Origin of the sequence: Bradyrhizobium sp. TM239 (assembly GCF_036247985.1) — a bacterium.
Lineage (GTDB): Bacteria > Pseudomonadota > Alphaproteobacteria > Rhizobiales > Xanthobacteraceae > Bradyrhizobium > Bradyrhizobium ottawaense.
Window position 1 is genome coordinate 213,312 of sequence record NZ_BTIR01000022.1, and the last position, 17,558, is coordinate 230,869.

General features: G+C 64.7%; 15 protein-coding genes. 7 read left to right on the forward strand and 8 right to left on the reverse strand.

Annotation, left to right across the window (positions count from 1 at the left end):
- Positions 1-95: 95 nt before the first annotated feature.
- Positions 96-1,604, reverse strand: coding sequence for an acetyl-CoA acetyltransferase (locus AABA84_RS30715; RefSeq protein ID WP_338313991.1), 1,509 nt, complete (start codon positions 1,602-1,604; stop codon positions 96-98).
- 187 nt (positions 1,605-1,791) lie between these two features.
- Positions 1,792-2,925, reverse strand: coding sequence for a nitronate monooxygenase (locus AABA84_RS30720; RefSeq protein WP_338313992.1), 1,134 nt, complete (start codon positions 2,923-2,925; stop codon positions 1,792-1,794).
- A 380-nt stretch (positions 2,926-3,305) separates the two neighbouring features.
- On the opposite strand from AABA84_RS30720, the gene yghU reads away from it, so the two are divergent.
- The gene (gene yghU / locus AABA84_RS30725; protein WP_338313993.1) at positions 3,306-4,184 is read left to right on the forward strand and encodes a glutathione-dependent disulfide-bond oxidoreductase; all 879 of its coding nucleotides are present in this window, start codon (positions 3,306-3,308) and stop codon (positions 4,182-4,184) included.
- A gap of 157 nt (positions 4,185-4,341) precedes the next feature.
- On the opposite strand, the gene AABA84_RS30730 is transcribed toward yghU, so the two are convergent.
- The 3 genes from AABA84_RS30730 to AABA84_RS30740 all read right to left on the reverse strand — a co-directional run bounded on the left by AABA84_RS30730 (position 4,342) and on the right by AABA84_RS30740 (position 7,248).
- The gene (locus AABA84_RS30730; RefSeq protein WP_028143270.1) at positions 4,342-5,619 is read right to left on the reverse strand and encodes an acyl-CoA dehydrogenase family protein; all 1,278 of its coding nucleotides are present in this window, start codon (positions 5,617-5,619) and stop codon (positions 4,342-4,344) included.
- A gap of 338 nt (positions 5,620-5,957) precedes the next feature.
- Complete coding sequence (locus AABA84_RS30735; RefSeq protein ID WP_212253807.1) at positions 5,958-6,338, reverse strand: VOC family protein; 381 nt, start codon at positions 6,336-6,338, stop codon at positions 5,958-5,960.
- 130 nt (positions 6,339-6,468) lie between these two features.
- Entirely contained in the window at positions 6,469-7,248 is a 780-nt protein-coding gene (locus AABA84_RS30740) for an SDR family NAD(P)-dependent oxidoreductase (RefSeq protein ID WP_338313994.1), read from the reverse strand.
- A 180-nt stretch (positions 7,249-7,428) separates the two neighbouring features.
- Here AABA84_RS30740 and AABA84_RS30745 point away from each other — a divergent pair, with 180 nt between their 5' ends.
- From AABA84_RS30745 to AABA84_RS30755, 3 genes are read left to right on the forward strand one after another with little or no spacing between them, the layout of a single operon-like run.
- Positions 7,429-8,217, forward strand: a complete 789-nt coding sequence (locus AABA84_RS30745; protein ID WP_212253809.1) for an enoyl-CoA hydratase/isomerase — start codon at positions 7,429-7,431, stop codon at positions 8,215-8,217.
- On the forward strand, positions 8,214-9,200 hold the full coding sequence (locus AABA84_RS30750; protein ID WP_338313995.1) for a phosphotransferase family protein: 987 nt from the start codon (positions 8,214-8,216) through the stop codon (positions 9,198-9,200). Before AABA84_RS30745 ends, AABA84_RS30750 begins: the two co-directional genes overlap by 4 nt.
- Before the next feature lie 3 nt (positions 9,201-9,203).
- Positions 9,204-9,581, forward strand: a complete 378-nt coding sequence (locus tag AABA84_RS30755; protein ID WP_338313996.1) for a DUF6285 domain-containing protein — start codon at positions 9,204-9,206, stop codon at positions 9,579-9,581.
- A 210-nt stretch (positions 9,582-9,791) separates the two neighbouring features.
- Here AABA84_RS30755 and AABA84_RS30760 read toward each other — a convergent pair whose 3' ends face one another.
- Entirely contained in the window at positions 9,792-10,571 is a 780-nt protein-coding gene (locus AABA84_RS30760) for an enoyl-CoA hydratase-related protein (RefSeq protein ID WP_338313997.1), read from the reverse strand.
- Between the two features lie 213 nt (positions 10,572-10,784).
- Here AABA84_RS30760 and AABA84_RS30765 point away from each other — a divergent pair, with 213 nt between their 5' ends.
- Entirely contained in the window at positions 10,785-12,059 is a 1,275-nt protein-coding gene (locus AABA84_RS30765) for an acyl-CoA dehydrogenase family protein (RefSeq protein WP_212253813.1), read from the forward strand.
- Between the two features lie 142 nt (positions 12,060-12,201).
- Here AABA84_RS30765 and AABA84_RS30770 read toward each other — a convergent pair whose 3' ends face one another.
- Both AABA84_RS30770 and AABA84_RS30775 read right to left on the reverse strand, forming a co-directional pair.
- On the reverse strand, positions 12,202-13,779 hold the full coding sequence (locus AABA84_RS30770; RefSeq protein ID WP_338313998.1) for a fatty acid--CoA ligase: 1,578 nt from the start codon (positions 13,777-13,779) through the stop codon (positions 12,202-12,204).
- A 235-nt stretch (positions 13,780-14,014) separates the two neighbouring features.
- Entirely contained in the window at positions 14,015-14,887 is an 873-nt protein-coding gene (locus AABA84_RS30775) for an SDR family oxidoreductase (protein WP_038971590.1), read from the reverse strand.
- Between the two features lie 116 nt (positions 14,888-15,003).
- On the opposite strand from AABA84_RS30775, the gene AABA84_RS30780 reads away from it, so the two are divergent.
- Positions 15,004-15,813: a crotonase/enoyl-CoA hydratase family protein gene (locus AABA84_RS30780; RefSeq protein WP_212253815.1), complete on the forward strand. Its 810-nt coding sequence runs from the start codon at positions 15,004-15,006 to the stop codon at positions 15,811-15,813.
- 165 nt (positions 15,814-15,978) lie between these two features.
- Entirely contained in the window at positions 15,979-17,523 is a 1,545-nt protein-coding gene (locus AABA84_RS30785) for an acyl-CoA synthetase (RefSeq protein ID WP_338313999.1), read from the forward strand.
- Positions 17,524-17,558: the final 35 nt, after the last annotated feature.

The window sequence follows — 17,558 nt, forward strand, 5'->3', positions numbered from 1 at the left end:
CGGGGCCCATCTCTCCTCAAAGTACAGTGTCGCTTTCTGGGTCCCGGCTCTGCGGAGCGGCACTTCGCGCCGCACCGCGTCCGGGACACGAGAGATCACGCCACCCGCCACTCCGGCACGCCGTCCGCAGCCATGGCGATCTCGCCGAGCGATCCCACCGGCGTACGATCCATGTTCAGCAGATGCGCCAGCGTCGTCGCATCGTTCGCCGGAATCCGCGCCAGCGTGCGCCTATCATCTTCCGTCCGCAGCATCACCACGCCGTGCTCGACCTCACCGCCACGGCCATAGAGCACCGTGAAGCTCTCGACCTGGCCCTTGCCCGAGACGTCGGCAACGAACTCCGGCACCGCGCGCTTGTTGCGGTCGGCTTCGGTCTGCACACTGGTCTCCTGCGCCAACGCCTCACGCGGCGGCGCCTTCGCCACCACCAGCGCGTGGTGCTTGGTAACAAAACCGCCCTGGCCGTAGAGCAGGCCGAGTTTTGCGCCGTCGCGCACACGCCGCACCATCGCGCAGGCCGCGTGCGTCATGTAGGTGTTGAGCGGGGCGCCGAAGAAGGTGAGGCCGCCGGTCACGGTCGGCTGCACGTCGGCGCCGAGCCCGAGCGTTCGCCGCGCCATTTTGGGCACGCAGGGGAAGCAACTATAGAGCTCGATGGCGTCGAACGACTTGCCGTCGCCGCCGGCGAGATCAGTCACCGCTTTCAGCACCGCGTTCTGCGGATGACTCTCGTAGAACTGATCGCGCAACAGATAGTCGCGCGGCTCCTCCGCCGAGGCGCCGCCGAGCGGATAGACCAGCTTGTTCTCCGCGATACCGAGCGCACGTGCCTTGGCAAGGCTCGTGAGCAGCAGCGCACCGCCCATGTTGACGCTGGGGTTGGCGACCATGAGCTTGTTGTAGGGCCAGGCGATCAGCCGATTGTCTGCGGTCGGCGTCGTGATCTCCTCGGGTGCATAGCGCCGCTTCAGCCAGGCATTGGGATTTTGCGCGGCGGCTTCGGAATAGCGCGACCACAGCGTGCCTGATTCCGCCATCGCCTCGCGCGGCGTCTGGCCCCAATGCGCGGAGGAAGCCGCCTCATAGAACGGATAGACCGTGACGGGCCGGAACACCCCTAACTTCACGGCGAGCGGCTTCTGGAATGCTGCGCCGCGCTTGGGCTCCTCGACGTCATGGGCGAACGGCGTCCACGGCAGCTTTGCACCAGTGCGCTCGGCTTTGGTCGCGGTCGACTGCGCCTCGGCACCGCACACGGCTGCCACGGTGCATTCGCCGCGCGCGATGCGCTTGGCGGCCTCGTGGATGTAGCGGATCGGGCTCTCGCCGCCGACCGGGCCGTAATAGCAATGGGACGGCGTGATGCCGAGGCGCCCAGCCAACAGCTTCTCCGGATCGCGGTAGCGCCAGCTCAGGAAGTTGACGACGTCGAGCGACTGCACCTCGCCCAGCAGCTTTGCGCTAGCGTCAGCTTCGGCCCGCCGCAGCGCTTGCTCGAGCAGATCGAGCGGCTCGAGGCCGTCGGTGATGTCTTTCGGACGATCGACGATCTCGCCGATGCCGACGATGACGGGGATGCGGTCTTCGGGGGTATTGGTCATGTTTTCTTGCTTTTCGTTTTAAATCTTGGGGCACGCCGTCGTCCTTCGAGGGCCGCTGAAGAAGCGGCCACCTCAGGATGACGGCTACGGATACGGCGTCATCCTGAGGTGCGAGTGGCACGATGCGCTAGCATCGCGCCGCGAGCCTCGAAGGATGGGCCACGAGCACCATGCCGGCCAAGAGCCATCACTCCGCCACCAGCGCGTTCATGTGCTCGACGGCTTCGGCGAAATCTTCCTTGAACTCCTGCACCACGGCGCCCGCCGACTTCACGCTGTCGATCAGGCCGACGCCCTGGCCGACGAAATAGCTGACGAGATCGCGCGCCTTGGCATTGCCGCTCGCGGCGGCGCGGTCGATCGAGTTGAAGGCATCGCGGCTGACGATGCTTTGCAGCGGCATCGGCAGCGCGCCGGGGCTGTCCGGCGCGCGGTCCCAGGCATCGGTCCAGACCGAGCGGAGCTGGCGCGCCGGCTTGCCGGTACGGCCTTTCGAGCGGACTGCATCACGGGAAGAGGCCGCGATCATCTTCTCGCGAAAAATCTCCGTGGTCTCGGCTTCCACCGTCGCAAGCCACACCGAACCGGTCCAGGCGCCGGCCGCGCCCATCGCCATGCAGGCCGCCATCTGCCGTCCCGTCATGATGCCGCCGGCCGCCAGCACCGGCACGTCGCGGATGGGCTTGATCGCCTTGATCACCTCGGGGACCAGCACCATGGTCGAGACCTCGCCGCAATGGCCGCCGGCCTCGGTGCCCTGCACCACGAGGATATCGACGCCGGCCGCAACCTGGCGCAGCGCATGCTCCTTGGCGCCGACGAGCGCTGCGACCGGCACGCCGTGCTTCTTGCCCATCTCGATCATCGCCTTCGGCGGCACGCCCAGCGCATTGGCGATCAGCCGGATCGGATGATTGAAGGACACTTCGAGCAATTGCAGCGCCGTCTTTCCGTCGAACGGCTGCGGCTGATCGGCCGCCACCTCCGTGGAAGTCAACTCGATGTCGTACTTCTTCAGGAGCTCGCGCGTATAGGTGCGATGTTCCTGCGGCACGCGCGCTTCCAGGCTCTTCCAGGTGACGTCCTTCTCGCCTGAGGTCGAAATGTTTTCGGGAATGAGCACGTCGATGCCATATGGCTTGCCGTCGACGTGGTCGTCGATCCATTTCAGCTCGCGCTCGAGCGTATCGGGCGTGTGCACGGTGGCGCCGAGCACACCGAAGCCGCCGGCGCGGCTGACGGCGGCGACGACATCGCGGCAATGGCTGAAGGCCAGTAGCGGGAACTCGATGCCCAGCATGTCGCAGATCGGCGATTTCATGGCTCTCTCCCCCAGCGGCAACCGTCGCGTTCTCATTGCTTTCGCTCGCGAAGCAAGGTGACGCTAGCCGATCGATGACATGCCGGATTCGGCAGGGCATCTTGTGTGTAGACGTCGCGCCCTACCCGCTGGCCCCGGCGTCCTGGGTGGGCCGTCATTCCGGGGCTCGCGTCAGCGAGAACCCGGAATCCATTTTTCAGAGCAATCCTGAGGCTTGATGGATTCCGGGCTCGCCCTGCGGGCGCCCCGGAATGACGGGTGAGGGGATGCCATACGAAAAAGTAGCGTTGTCCCGCCGGTCAATGCGCTGGGTACCCTTGTTATTGGCCGTTCCCGGGCCAATTAATGCAGGCGCATCTTTCCCCGCCGGAGCCCCCCGCATGACCGATACCCCCGCCTACGTGCCGCCCAAGGTCTGGACCTGGAACAAGGAAAATGGCGGGCAGTTCGCCAGCATCAACCGCCCGATCGCCGGTCCCACCCACGACAAGGAGCTGCCGGTCGGCAAGCATCCCTTCCAGCTCTATTCGCTGGCGACGCCGAACGGGGTGAAGGTCACGGTGATGCTGGAGGAACTTCTGGCGCTCGGCCACAATGGGGCCGAATACGACGCCTGGCTGATCAGAATTGGCAACGGCGACCAGTTCGGCAGCGGCTTCGTCGACATCAACCCGAACTCGAAGATTCCGGCGCTGATGGACCGCTCCGGTCGGGAGCCGATCCGGGTGTTCGAGTCCGGCTCGATCCTGCTCTATCTCGCGGAAAAGTTCGGTGCCTTCCTGCCGAAGGATATCAAGAGCCGCACCGAGGCGATGTCCTGGCTGTTCTGGCAGATGGGCAGCGCGCCCTATCTCGGCGGCGGCTTTGGCCATTTCTACGCCTATGCGCCGACCAAGATCGAATACGCCATCGACCGTTTCGCGATGGAGACCAAGCGCCAGCTCGACGTGCTGGACCGGCGCCTTGCCGACAACGACTATCTCGCGGGCAAGGAGTATACGATCGCCGACATGGCGGTGTGGCCCTGGTACGGCGCGCTCGCCAAGGGGCTGGTCTATGGCGCCGGCGAATTCCTCTCGGTGCAGGACTACAAGAACGTGCAGCGCTGGACCGACCAGATCGCGCAGCGCCCCGCCGTGAAGCGCGGCCGCATGGTCAACCGCGTCTCCGGCGATCCCGCTAGCCAGCTCCACGAGCGGCATGATGCCAGCGATTTCGAGACTAAGACGCAGGATAAGGTCGAGGCCGTCGCGTCATAGGACGGTGCACACTTCACCTCGCCCCGCTTGCGGGGAGAGGTCGGATCGCTCTTGCGATCCGGGTGAGGGGGTACAGGTCCCTCGACAATCTCACGTGTGGAGAGAGCCCCTCACCCCAACCCTCTCCCCGTAAGAACGGGGAGAGGGAGAAGATAGTTCACGCCATGCTCAGCTCGTGGCGGCCGACCACCATCCAGTGCACCTCGTCCGGACCATCCGCGAAGCGCAGGTGGCGCACGTCCTGATACATCTCCGCGAGCGGGGTCCAGTGCGAGATGCCGGTGGCGCCGTGCATCTGGATGGCCTGGTCGATGATCTTGCAGGCGCGCTCGGGCACCATGGCCTTGACCATGGAGACCCAGACGCGGGCCTCCTTGTTGCCGAGCACGTCCATCGCCTTGGCCGCCTTCAGCACCATCAGCCGCATCGCCTCGATCTCGCAGCGCGCCTGGGCGATGATCTGCATGTTGCCGCCGAGATGGGCGATCTTCTTGCCGAAGGCTTCGCGGGTGAGGCCACGCTGCACCATCAGATCCAGCGCCTTCTCGGCCTTGCCGATGGTGCGCATGCAGTGATGGATGCGGCCGGGGCCGAGGCGGAGCTGCGAGATCTCGAAACCGCGACCTTCGCCGAGCAGCATGTTCTCCTTGGGCACGCGGACATTGTTGAAGCGCATGTGCATGTGGCCGCGCGGGGCGTGGTCCTGGCCGAACACATACATGGGACCGAGCACCTCGACGCCGGGCGTGTCGCGCGGCACCAGGATCTGCGACTGCTGCTTGCTGGGCGCCGCGTCCGGATTGGTCTTCACCATCACGATCAGGATCTTGCAGCGGGGATCGCCGACGCCGGAGATGTAATACTTCTCGCCGTTGATCACCCATTCGTCGCCGACGAGCTTTGCCGTCGTCGAGATGTTCTTGGCGTCGGAGGAGGCGACGTTCGGCTCGGTCATGACATAGGCCGAGCGGATCTCGCCGTTCAGCAGCGGCTTCAGCCACTTCTCCTTCTGCTCCTTGGTGCCGACGCGCTCCAGCACCTCCATGTTGCCGGTGTCGGGCGCCGAGCAATTCATGCTCTCGGACGCCAGCGGGCTCTTGCCGAGCTCCGAGGCGATATAGGCGTAGTCGAGATTCTTCAGGCCCTGGCCGGTCTCGTCATCGGGCAGGAAGAAGTTCCAGAGGCCTTCCTGCTTGGCCTTGTTCTTGGCCTTTTCCAGCACCTCGAGCTGCTTCGGCGTGAAGCTCCAGCGATCCTCCTTGCCTTCACCGGCCTTGGCGAACTCGATCGACATCGGCTCGACGGTGTCGCGGATGAATTTCTTGACGTGGTCGTAGAGCGGCCGGACCTGGTCCGACATGCGGAGGTCGTTGAGCTCGTCGCCGGGATTGAGGGTGTAGTTGGTGGTGCGGGGAATGTAGGTGTGTTTTGTCATTGTTCCTCCCGGGGACGCTGCGTTCGTTCTGGGCGCAAGAATAGTCGCAGCGCGGCCAAAGTGCGAGCGCGCATTTTTCACGCGGAGTCTTGCCATGCGATGGAATATGGCGAGGGCGTTTGAAATGTTGTTTGAATGGCGTGGAGGGCGGCGCTCCCTCGCCGGTGTCGTCCCGGACAAGCGAAGCGCAGATCCGGGACCTCCGCGCGAGCGCTTGGCGCTCGTCGCGATGCCACAGGGAGTGGTTTGGCGATGACTCGGAGTTGAGAGCGTCGTGCCCTCATTTCTCCCTGTGGTTATGGGTCCCCGCTTTCGCGGGGACGACACTGGATGTGTGGCTAGTTCGGCATCCGATGCATCGCGCAGATCTTGTTGCCGTCGAGATCGCGCAAGTATGCGAGATAGAGCTTGCCGCCCGGACCCTGGCGGACGCCCGGGGGATCCTCGATCGATTTGGCACCGGCCGCGATACCGGCTGCGTGCCATTTGTCGACCTGCTCCGGCGAATTGCAGGCAAAGCCGATCGTGCCACCGTTCGCGCACGTCGCCGGCTCGCCGTTGATCGGCTTCGACACCGAGAACACGCCGGTCTTGGTGATGTAGAAGATGCGGTGACCGTCGACCCTGGCCGGCCGCACTTCGAGCGTGCTCAGCAGGTCGTCGTAGAACGTCTTGGCCTTGTCGAGATCGTTGGTGCCGATCATGATGTGTGAGAACATTTGCCCATTCCCTTCTGCGCTGACAAAACGAGAAGCCGTAGGGTGGGCAAAGCGCAGCGTGCCCACCACGACATTCGAAAATGCTAACGGTGGGCACGGCGCAAGAGCGCCTTTGCCCACCCTACGAGAATCAAAACGCGGTATAGCCGCCGTCGATCACGAACGTGTCCGCCGTGTGATACGACGAGGCCTTGCTCATCAGGTACACCGCGATGCCGCCGAAATCGGATGCCTCGCCGAAGCGGCGCATCGGAATGCGGGGCATCACGTTGGCGACGAACTTCTCGTTGGCCATGAGACCCGACGTCATGTCGCTCTTGATCCAGCCCGGAAGAATCGCGTTCGCGGTGACGCCGTGGCGGGCGAGCTCGACGCCGAGCGCGCGCACCAGCGCGTTGATCGCGGCCTTGGTTGCCGCATAATGCTCGTTGCGCGCGGTGCCGAAGATCGAGGCGAGGCTCGAGGTCGCGACCAGCCGGCCGAAGGGATCGCCGGCATTGGCACGATCGGTCATGTGTCTCGCCGCGGCCTGGAAGGCGTGAAACACGCCGTCGAGATTGGTCGAAAACATCGTGCGCCATTCTTCTTCGGTGCGCTCGATGAAGGAGCGCCGGCCGCCGCCGCCGATGCCGGCATTGGCGAAGCAGCCGTCGACGCGGCCGAAGATGTCGAGCGTCGCCTTCATCGCGGCATTGACCGAAGCCGGGTCAGTGACGTCGCAGACCCGGCTGTCCACCTTGCCTGACAACCCCGCCATGCTCGCGGCAGCAGCCTTGTTCTTGTCGGGATTGCGGCCCCAGATCGAGACGTTGCAGCCCTGGCCGGCGAGCGCCTGCGCGATGCCGAGGCCGATGCCGCCATTGCCGCCGGTGATCACGGCGACGCGGCCGGAGAGGTCGAAAAGGTTCATGCCGCGTTTCCTGTTTTTGGGCGAGACATCTTGGGATGCGGCGCATCAGCCGCTGCGCGCAAGATTGCTTGCTATGCTCTGATCACCATGGACAAGACCGCGCCAAAAATCAAATATGCGCCCCGGCAAAAGCAATTCCGGTCTGCGAAATTGACGCAGGCCGCAACTCACGAGGAAGCCATGCAGTTCAAACACGTCACGCTCGATTTCGATGGCTCGGTCGCGATCCTCAGGCTCGACCATCAGGAGGTGATGAACGCGGTCTCCGTGGACATGCTGGGCGGGCTCGCCGAAGCGCTCGATACGATCGAGGAGAAGAAGGACGAGGTGCGCTGCGTGGTGCTGACCGGCGCGGGCCGCGCGTTCTGCACCGGCGCCAATCTGCAAGGGCGCAACAACCAGTCGAAGAAGACCAAGGCCGGCCTGACGCTGGAGACCGGCTTTCACCCGTTCCTGCGCCGCATCCGCAATCTGCACTGCCCGATTGTCACGGCGGTCAACGGCCCGGCGGCCGGCGCCGGCATGAGCTTCGCGCTGCTCGGCGACATGATCTTGTGCGCGCGGTCTTCTTACTTCCTTCAGGCCTTCCGGCGCATCGGCCTCGTGCCGGATTGCGGCTCGACCTGGCTGTTGCCGCGCCTCATTGGCCGTGCCCGTTCGATCGAATTGTCGCTGATGGGCGAGCGGCTGCCGGCCGAGAAGGCGCTGGAATGGGGCCTCGTCAACCGCGTCTATGATGACGGCGTGCTGATGGAGGAGGCGATGAAGCTCGCGCGCGACCTCGCCAGCGGTCCGACGGTCGCGCTGTCGCTGATCCGCAAGTTGTACTGGGACAGCCCGGAAAATTCCTTCGAGGATCAGCTCAACCTCGAATTCCAGTGCCAGCTCCGCGCCGGCGACACCCAGGATTTCCGCGAGGGCGTCGGCGCATTCCTGGAGAAGCGGCCCGCGCAGTTCAAAGGCAAATGATCGAGGTCGAGCTTTCCCGCAGCGTCCAGCGCTGGTGCAAGGGCGCGACCAGCGCGACCTCTGCGGCTAAATTGTCCGGCGGCGCCAGTCAGGAAACCTGGCGCTTCGACATCGTGCATCCCGATGGCGTGATCGGCGCGATCCTGCGCCGCTCGCCGAAGGGGTATGGCGCAGCGCCGACGCGCGCGGCGGGCCTTGCGGCTGAGGCGCAGCTGATGCAGCTCGCTTATGAGGCCGGCGTACCGTCGCCGCGCGTGATGCATGTGCTTGTGCCGGAAGATGATCTCGGGACCGGCTTCATCATGCAACGGATCGAAGGCGAGACCATCGCGCGCAAGATTCTTCGCGATGACGAATATGCGGCGGCGCGCCCCCATCTCGCGCGGCAGATCGGCGGCATTCTCGCTGGCCTGCATCGACTGCCAAAGGACAGGCTGCCCGAGCTTCGCGGCAGGTCGGCGACCCAGGAGATTTCCGAGTTCGAGCGCGACTATCGCAGCCTGAACTGGCCAAAGCCCGTGTTCGAGCTGGCGCTGCGCTGGCTGCGCGACCACGATCCCGGCCCGTCGACCGAAACCACGCTGGTGCACGGCGATTTCCGCAACGGCAATCTCATCATCGGTGCCGATGGCGTGCGCGCTGTGCTCGACTGGGAGCTTGCCCATCTCGGCGATCCCATGGAGGATCTCGGCTGGGTCTGCGTCAACTCCTGGCGCTTCGGCGAGATCGACAAGCCCGTCGGCGGCTTTGGCTCGCGCGAAGAGCTGTTCGCGGGCTATGAGGCCGCGGGCCGCAAGGTCGATCCGTCGCGCGTCAAATTCTGGGAAGTGATGGGGACGCTGCGCTGGGGCATCATGTGCGGCGGCATGATGCAGCGGTTTCGCGAGGGGCCGGATCATTCCATGGAACGCGCGATGATTGGCCGCCGCGCCTCCGAGACCGAGATCGATCTGTTGCGGCTGTTGGCGCCGCGCGGGAGCTGAGGCATGCAGGACGAACCGACCCCGATCGAGCTGACCAAATCGGTCGCCGATTTCTTGCGCAACGACATCACGCCGCTGATCTCCGGCCACCAGGCCTTCAAGCTGCGCGTCGCCATCAACATTCTCGACCTCGTGACGCGGCAGCTGACGCGGGAGGAGGGAAGCGATGCGGCGGAGGTCGAGCGCCTGCGCGCGCTGCTCGGTATCCACGGCTCGGTGACCGAGCTCAACCGCGCGCTTGCCGACCGGATCGCCAAGGGCGAGGTTGACCTCGCAACGCCGGGCCTCGCCGAGCACCTGTGGCAAACGACGATGGACAAGCTCGCGGTGGATCAGCCGAGCTACGCGTCGTACAAGCGCGAGCTCGGGCGCAATCCGTAGGATGGGTAGAGCGCAGCGAAACCCATCATCTCACACCTTGTCCCGTCATTGATGGGTTTCGCTGCGCTCTACCCATCCTACGAAGCTGCCGTCATTTCGGGGCGTCGCGTAGCGACGAGCCCGGAATCCATTGATCCGCGCGTTCTGCCGCCCGATGGATTCCGGGCTCGAGCCTGTCGGCGCGCCCCGGAATGACCGCGCAAAGCGCGGTCACTTCCCCACCCATTTCGGCGGCCGCTTCTCCGAGAACGCCTTCGGGCCCTCGATGTAGTCCTGCGAGGCCACCATCGCCTTCACCGCCGGATACTCCCGCTGTTCCTCGATGGCCTGCTCCAGCGACACGCCGAGCCCCTTCTGGATCGCCTGCTTGGAGGCGCGGATCGACATCGGCGAGTTCTTGGTGATCATCTCCGCCCAGCGCAGCGCGCCCGACAGCGCCTCGCCCTGCGGCACCACCTCGTTGACGAAGCCGAGCTCATGACCTTCCTTGGCGCTGACGTGGCGCGCGGTGAGGATCATGCCCATGGCGCGCTTCAGGCCGATCTGCCGCGGCAGCCGGTGCAGGCCGCCGGCGAGTGCGGCTAGTCCAACGCGCGGCTCGGGCAGAGCGAAGGTCGCATTCTCCGCGGCGATGATGAGGTCACAGGCGAGCGCAATCTCGAAGCCGCCGCCCATGGCAACGCCGTTCACCGCAGCGATGATCGGCTTGTCGCAGTCGAAGCGCGCGGTGAGGCCGGCAAAGCCGTCCTTGTCCCAACCGCGCTTGCCCCCCGCCGCCTGCCACTTCAGATCGTTGCCGGCGCAGAACGCCTTGTCGCCGGCGCCGGTGACGATCGCGACCCACTGCTCGGCATCCGCGGAGAAATCGTCGAATACCTTCTGCAGCTCGAAATGCGCGTCGGTGTGCAGCGCGTTGTAGACCTCGGGACGCGACAGCGTGACGATCGTGATCGGCCCCTTGCGTTCGACCTTTGAGAATTTCAGCTCCATCGCGCGCTCCCGCATTTTCTCGTCAAGGAATATGGGCGGCATACTACCGCGCGTCGGCGCTGGAGCACCATCGAATTGCGCTGATGCGCCTTGCGCGCGTCACACGCCTCGCTTTGCTTGACTTGCGCGCGCTCTTCTCAGCTTAATCGCACGAAGCAGAAACGCGCCTAGCGCCTTAACGCAAAACGATAAAATCAATCCGGGAGAGAACCTGTGGACTTCTCATTGCCTGCCGATCTCGTCGCCTATCTCGCGGAGCTCGATCGTTTCATCGAACGCGAGATCAAGCCGCTGGAGGAGGCTGACGACAACATCCGCTTCTTCGATCATCGCCGCGAATGGGCGCGCACCGATTTCGAGAATGGCGGCCTGCCGCGCCACGAATGGGAGGCGCTGTTGCGCAAGGCCAAGGATCTTGCGGACGCCGCCGGACATCTGCGCTTTCCCGTACCGAAGCAATATGGCGGCAAGGACGGCTCGAATCTCTGGATGGCGGTGATCCGCGAGCATTTCGCCGCAAAAGGCCTCGGCCTGCACAACGACCTCCAGAACGAGCACTCCGTCGTCGGCAACTTCCCCGTCGTTACCATGCTCGACCGCTACGGCCGCGACGACCAGAAGGCGATGATCGACGGTTCGATCAAGGGCAAGTACCGCATCACTTTCGGCCTGACCGAGCCGCATCACGGCTCGGACGCCACCCACATGGAGACGCGCGCGGTGCCCGCGACCCGCGACAACGTCAAGGGCTGGATCATCAACGGCGAGAAGATGTGGACCACCGGCATGCATGTTGCCACGCACTGCGCGCTGTTCGCGCGCACCAGCGGTAATGACGGCGATGCCCGCGGTATCACCTGTTTCCTGGTGCCGGCCAAGAGCCATGGCGTCAAGGTCGAGGAATACATGTGGACCTTCAACATGCCGACCGATCATCCCCGCGTCAGCTTCACCGACGTGTTCGTGCCTGAGGACGCCCTGTTCGGCGAGGTCGGCCGCGGCCTGTCGCTGGCGCAGTGCTTCGTGCATCAGAACCGCATCCGGCAAGCCGCAAGCTCGCTCGGCGCGGCGGTCTATTGCATCAACGAGAGTGTGAAATACGCGCGCGAGCGCAAGCCGTTCGGCCGGGCGCTGGCCGAGAACCAGGCGATCCAGTTTCCGTTGGTCGAGCTGGCGACGCAGGCCGAGATGCTGCGCCTTCTGATCCGCAAGACCGCCTGGGAGATGGACCAGCTCACCGAGGAGCAGATCGAGCGCACGCTCTCGGACCGCGTCTCCATGTGCAACTACTGGGCAAACCGCCTCTGCTGCGAATCCGCCGACCGCGCCATGCAGGTCCACGGCGGCATGGGCTATTCACGCCACAAGCCGTTCGAGCACATCTACCGCCACCACCGGAGATATCGCATCACCGAAGGCAGCGAGGAGATCCAGATGCGCAAGGTCGCGGGATTCCTGTTCGGCTATATGGGGCCGGGAAAGCATTGAGGCCTGCACCGCTCCCGTAGGGTGGGTTAGCCGTGCGATTGCGCGAAGCGCAATTGCGTGGCGTAACCCACCAACCTCCATCCGCGTGGACAGCAAACAGGTGGGTTACGCCTACGGCTAACCCACCCTACGGCACTGCATCCTAATTCACCCGCCGGTCCTTCCCCGCCCAATACGGCTCGCGCAATTGCCGCCGCAAAATCTTGCCGCTCGGATTCCTCGGCAGCGCCGGCAAAAACTCCACGCTCTTCGGCGTCTTGAAGCCGGCAATGCGCGTCCGGGTGAAGTTGATGATGTCGGTGGCGCTCGCCTCCTTGCCGGGCTTCATCACGACGACGGCCTTCACCGCCTCGCCCCATTTGTCGTCGGGGATACCGATCACAGCGGCCTCCGCGACGTCAGGATGATCGCACAGCGCGCTCTCCACCTCGGCGGGGTAGATGTTCTCGCCGCCGGAGATGATCATGTCCTTGATGCGGTCGTGGATGTAGAGATAGCCGTCCTCGTCCATATAGCCGGCATCGCCGGTGCGCAGCCAACCGTCGAACCGAAGCGTCGCGGCGGTCGCCTCCGGCAAATTCCAGTAGCCGGCCATGTTCGAGCCCGAGCGCGTCGCGATCTCGCCGACCTGCCGCGGCGGCAACGGCTTGCCGTCCACATCGAGGATCGCGAGCTCGATGCCGGGCAGCGCCTTGCCGGCCGAGCGCATCCGCTCGAGCCCCTCGACGTGATCCTCCGGCGGCAGCGCGACGATCGTGCCCGTGGTCTCGGTCATGCCGTACATCTGCACGAAGCCGCATTTGAAGACTTCGATGCATTCCTTCAGCAGCGCTGCGGGAATGGGGGAGGCGCCATAGAGCATGTATTTCAGCCTGGAGAAATCGACCGCCTTCGCGCGCGGCTGCCGCACCACGAACTGCATCGCCGCCGGCACCATGAACAGCTTCGTGATGCCCGACTGCTCGAAGAAATCCAGAACCTTGGTCGGATCGAATTCGCGCGCGATCACGCCGCGGGCGCCGTGATAGAGCCCCATCACGCCCCAGCCGGAGCCGCCGATGTGGAAGATCGGCATCGCCACCAGCGAGACGTCGTCGGTCGACCACCGGTTCCATTCCGGCTTGTCCTCGGCGTTGCCCGATTGCACGAGGTTGAGGAAGTTCGCGTGGCTCAGCATCGCGCCCTTCGGCTTGCCCGTGGTGCCCGAGGTGTAGAGCTGGATCGCGATGTCCTTCGTATCGATCGGCACCCCGGGATCGTCGCCGCTCTGCGCATCCCGCCACGCCGCAAAATCCTGCCATTCCGGCGCACCGCCCTCGGTGGTGACGATGGTGCGCACGCCCGGCAGCTGATCCCTGATCTGGCGGACCTGCGTGACGAACTCCGGCCCGACGAACAGCACCGCGGCCTTGCAATCGTCGACGATGAAGGCGACCTCGGGCCCGGCAAGCCGCCAGTTCACCGGCGCCGTCACGACGCCGGCCTTCATCGCGCCCATCAGCAGCTCGAAATAGAGGTCGCTGTTCTTGCCGAGATAGGCGATGCGGTCGCCGTGTCTGACGCCCATCGCAATCAACGCATTGGCGACCTTGTTGGTCCTCGCGTCGAATTCAACAAAGCTGGTGAGGCGGCCCTCGAACTCGTAGGCGATGGCGTTGCCGCGGCTCCTGGCGCGCTCGCGCACCATGTCGGCAAGAGTTGCCAATGGCTGTGTGGACATGTTTCTCCCGTGGCGTCTTGTTTTTATGCCTGGGAGTGTGGCGACATCCGCGGGCGGAGGCAAGACGGGAGAAGTGAAGAGATGGTTTCGTGTCCCGGACGCGCTGCAGCGCCTCTTGCGCTGTTGCGCAGAGCCGGGACCCATTCTCTCCGCGTGCAGGAAATCTGGGCCCCGGCTCAGCAGTGCACCACGCCGAAGGCGGCGCGTTGCACTGCGTCCGGGGCACGAGAGAGTACTACCCCCGCTTCGCCCGGTCCTTCTCGTTCTGCGCCATGATGCTCTCGCGCGCGGTTTTCCAGTCGTCGTCGCTCCAGTCGCGGAGCTGGTAGAAATTGCCGCCCATGGCGAGCGCTTGCGCGCCGTCCATGGCGATGGTCTCGCCGTTGATCCAGTCGCAGCCGCCGGAGATCAGGAACACTGCGACGTTCTGCAGTTCCTCCATGGTGCCAACGCGGCCCATCGGGTTCATCGCCTTGGTGCGCGCGCCGGCCTCGTCGCCGGGCTTGATGCGCTTGCTCATGCCCTCGGTCGGGATTTCGCCGGGCGCGATGGTATTGAGTCGGATGCCGTAGCGGCCCCATTCGGCCGCGAGCGACATCGTCATGGCATGGATCGCCGACTTGCTCATCGCCGACGGCACCACGTAAGGCGAGCCGTTGCGCACCCACGTCGTGGTGATCGACACCACGTTGCCGGGCTGCTTCAAGGCAATCCAGCGCTTGCCGATCGCCTGCGTCACGTAGAACGTGCCGTGCATGACGATGTTGGCGACGGCATCGAAGCCGCGCGGCGACAGCTCCTCGCTGCGCGAGATGAAATTGCCGGCGGCGTTGTTGATGAGGTCGGTCAGCGGCGCGTCGCGGAAGATGGTCTCCACCATCTCCTCGACCGCGAGCGCGTTGCGGATGTCGACGCCGTGGCTGGTGACGCGGCCGCCATAGAGATCCATCAGCTCGGTCGCGGTCTCGTCGCAGACGATCTTGCGCCGGCCGCAGATGTGCACCTCGGCGCCGAGCTGGAGGAAGCGCGCCGCCATCGCCTTGCCGAGACCTGTGCCGCCGCCGGTCACGAGAATGCGCCGTCCAGCGAGAAGATTTTCCTTGAACATGGCTGTTTCTCCCGTACGGATTGTCAGTTAATTGGTCGATTGACTAAATCCGGCCGCCAGCGTCCTGTAAAGCGGCACTGAACAAGAACAGGCAAGAACTAGGGGAGAATTCATCCATGGAAGAGCGCGTCTCGATCTCGATCTCGGAAGGCGTCGCCGACGTGCGCCTGGTGCGCGCGGACAAGATGAACGCGCTGGATCAGGCCATGTTCGAGGCACTTGTCGCCGCAACGGACCGGCTTTCGAAGGACAAGAGCGTGCGCGTCGTCGTGCTCTCCGGCGAAGGCCGCGCCTTCTGCGCCGGGCTCGACATGGGGCGTTTTGCCGCCATGAAGGAGAAGGGCGGCAACGGAATTCCGGGTGGCGAAAATCGCGATCTCACCAAGCGCACGCACGGCCAGGCGAACTTCCCGCAACAGGCGGTGTGGGGCTGGCGCCAGCTTCCGGTTCCCGTGATCGCGGCCGTGCACGGTGTCGCCTTCGGCGGCGGCTTCCAGCTCTCGCTCGGCGCCGACATGCGCTTCCTCTCGGCGGACGCACGGATGTCGATCATGGAGATCAAATGGGGCCTCGTGCCCGACATGGCGGGCACGCCGATCCTTGCGAGCCTCGTGCGCGACGACATTTTGCGCGATCTCACCTATACGGGGCGCATCTTCTCCGCGCAGGAGGCGATGGCTTACGGCCTCGCCACGCGCATCTGCGACGACCCGCGCGCCGCCGCGCTGGAGACCGCACGCGAGATCGCCGGCAAGAGCCCCGATGCGATCCGCGCGGCAAAACGTCTGCTGAACAATCTCTCGGTCGATCCGGGTCCGGCGCTGCTCGCGGAGTCGGTCGAGCAGCAGAAGCTGATCGGCAGCGCCAACCAGACCGAAGCGGTGCGCTCCAACCTGGAGAAGCGCGCGGCGAAATATGCGGATTAGTTCTCCGCCGTCATTCCGGGATGCGCCGTAGGCGCAGGCCCGGAATCCATCGAGCCGCATCTTCTGCTGTGAAATGGATTCCGGGTTCGATGCTTCGCATCGCCCCGGAATGACGGCCTGATCTGTGCTTACGTTCTCAACCCGACGAAAGATCGGAAAACAACAATGAGCGAAACGTCAAAATTCCTCGGAATCGTCTCCGGCGAACGCCGCCGCACCCACATTGAGGTCGCCGGTCGCGCCGACCGCATCGCAAGCGGCCTCGCCAAAATCGGCGTCCGCCAAGGCGATTGCGTCTGCATGCTGATGCGCAACGACATCGCCTTCCTGGAGGCCGCCTACGCCGCGATGCGGCTCGGGGCCTACGGCGTGCCGATCAACTGGCACTTCAAGCCGGAGGAGATTAACTACATCCTGAACGATACCGGCACCTCCGTGCTGATCGGACATGCCGACATGCTGCACGCCTTGCGCGATGCGATTCCTGAGGGCGTCACCGTGCTCAGCATGCCGACGCCGCCGGAGATCCTGTCCAACTACAAGATCGATCCTGACCATCTGACGGCGCCGGACTTCGCCGTCGATTTCGAAGCCTGGCTCGCGCAATTCGAGCCCTATGACGGCCCCGTCGTGCCGCAGCCGATGAACATGATCTACACCTCGGGCACGACAGGCCATCCCAAGGGCGTGCGGCGCAACGCGCCGACGCCGGAGCAGCAGGCGGCCGGCGAGCGCATGCGCGCGATGATCTACGGGCTCAAGCCCGGCGCCCGCGCGATCCTGCCGGGCCCGCTCTATCACTCCGCGCCGAACTCGTTCGGCATCCGCGCCGGCAAGCTCGGCGGCGCGCTGGTGCTGATGCCGCGTTTCGAGGCCGAGGAATTCCTCGAGCTGATCGAGAGCTACCAAATCGACACCATCTTCATGGTGCCGACCATGTTCATCCGCCTGATGAAGCTCCCGGAAGAGGTGCGCAGGAAGTACGATGTCTCTTCCTTGCGCCATGTCATCCACGCCGCCGCGCCGTGCCCGGCCGACGTCAAGCGCGCCATGATCGAATGGTGGGGGCCGGTGATCTACGAATTCTACGGCTCGACCGAGTCCAGCGCCGTCACCTTCGCGACCTCCGAGGACGCGCTGAAGAAGCCCGGCACCGTCGGTAAAATCTCGCCCGGCGCCGAGCTGCGCTTCCTGGGCGAAGACGGCCGCGTGCTCGGCGTGGGAGAGATCGGCGAAATCTATTCGCGCATGGCCGATCTCGCCGATTTCACCTACCACAACAAGCCGGAGAAGCGCGCCGAGATCGACCGCGACGGCTTCATCACCTCCGGCGACGTCGGCTATATCGACGCGGACGGCTACGTCTTCATCTGCGACCGCAAGCGCGACATGGTGATCTCGGGCGGCGTCAACATCTATCCGGCCGAGATCGAGTCCGTGCTGCACGCCGTATCAGGCGTGCATGATTGCGCCGTGTTCGGCATCCCCGATGCCGAGTTCGGCGAGGCGCTGATGGCGGTGGTCGAGCCGCAAGCCGGCGTCACGCTGGATGCTGCAGGTGTTCGCGCCGCGCTGAAGGCGCATCTGGCCGACTACAAGGTACCCAAGCACATCGAGATCCGCAGTGGGCTGCCGCGCGAAGATTCCGGCAAGATCTTCAAGCGCCGTCTGCGCGATCCCTATTGGGAGCAGGCGGGACGGAGGATCTGACAATTCGACGAGGACCCGTAGCAACCATTAAAGCA

Excerpts from the sequence above, each read along its gene's own strand:
- AABA84_RS30715 (WP_338313991.1), bottom strand. The coding sequence starts at position 1,604 with ATGACCAATACCCCCGAAGACCGCATCCCCGTCATCGTCGGCATCGGC.
- AABA84_RS30720 (WP_338313992.1), bottom strand. The coding sequence starts at position 2,925 with ATGAAATCGCCGATCTGCGACATGCTGGGCATCGAGTTCCCGCTACTG.
- yghU (WP_338313993.1), top strand. The coding sequence starts at position 3,306 with ATGACCGATACCCCCGCCTACGTGCCGCCCAAGGTCTGGACCTGGAAC.
- AABA84_RS30730 (WP_028143270.1), bottom strand. The coding sequence starts at position 5,619 with ATGACAAAACACACCTACATTCCCCGCACCACCAACTACACCCTCAAT.
- AABA84_RS30735 (WP_212253807.1), bottom strand. The coding sequence starts at position 6,338 with ATGTTCTCACACATCATGATCGGCACCAACGATCTCGACAAGGCCAAG.
- AABA84_RS30740 (WP_338313994.1), bottom strand. The coding sequence starts at position 7,248 with ATGAACCTTTTCGACCTCTCCGGCCGCGTCGCCGTGATCACCGGCGGC.
- AABA84_RS30745 (WP_212253809.1), top strand. The coding sequence starts at position 7,429 with ATGCAGTTCAAACACGTCACGCTCGATTTCGATGGCTCGGTCGCGATC.
- AABA84_RS30750 (WP_338313995.1), top strand. The coding sequence starts at position 8,214 with ATGATCGAGGTCGAGCTTTCCCGCAGCGTCCAGCGCTGGTGCAAGGGC.
- AABA84_RS30755 (WP_338313996.1), top strand. The coding sequence starts at position 9,204 with ATGCAGGACGAACCGACCCCGATCGAGCTGACCAAATCGGTCGCCGAT.
- AABA84_RS30760 (WP_338313997.1), bottom strand. The coding sequence starts at position 10,571 with ATGGAGCTGAAATTCTCAAAGGTCGAACGCAAGGGGCCGATCACGATC.
- AABA84_RS30770 (WP_338313998.1), bottom strand. The coding sequence starts at position 13,779 with ATGTCCACACAGCCATTGGCAACTCTTGCCGACATGGTGCGCGAGCGC.
- AABA84_RS30775 (WP_038971590.1), bottom strand. The coding sequence starts at position 14,887 with ATGTTCAAGGAAAATCTTCTCGCTGGACGGCGCATTCTCGTGACCGGC.
- AABA84_RS30780 (WP_212253815.1), top strand. The coding sequence starts at position 15,004 with ATGGAAGAGCGCGTCTCGATCTCGATCTCGGAAGGCGTCGCCGACGTG.
- AABA84_RS30785 (WP_338313999.1), top strand. The coding sequence starts at position 15,979 with ATGAGCGAAACGTCAAAATTCCTCGGAATCGTCTCCGGCGAACGCCGC.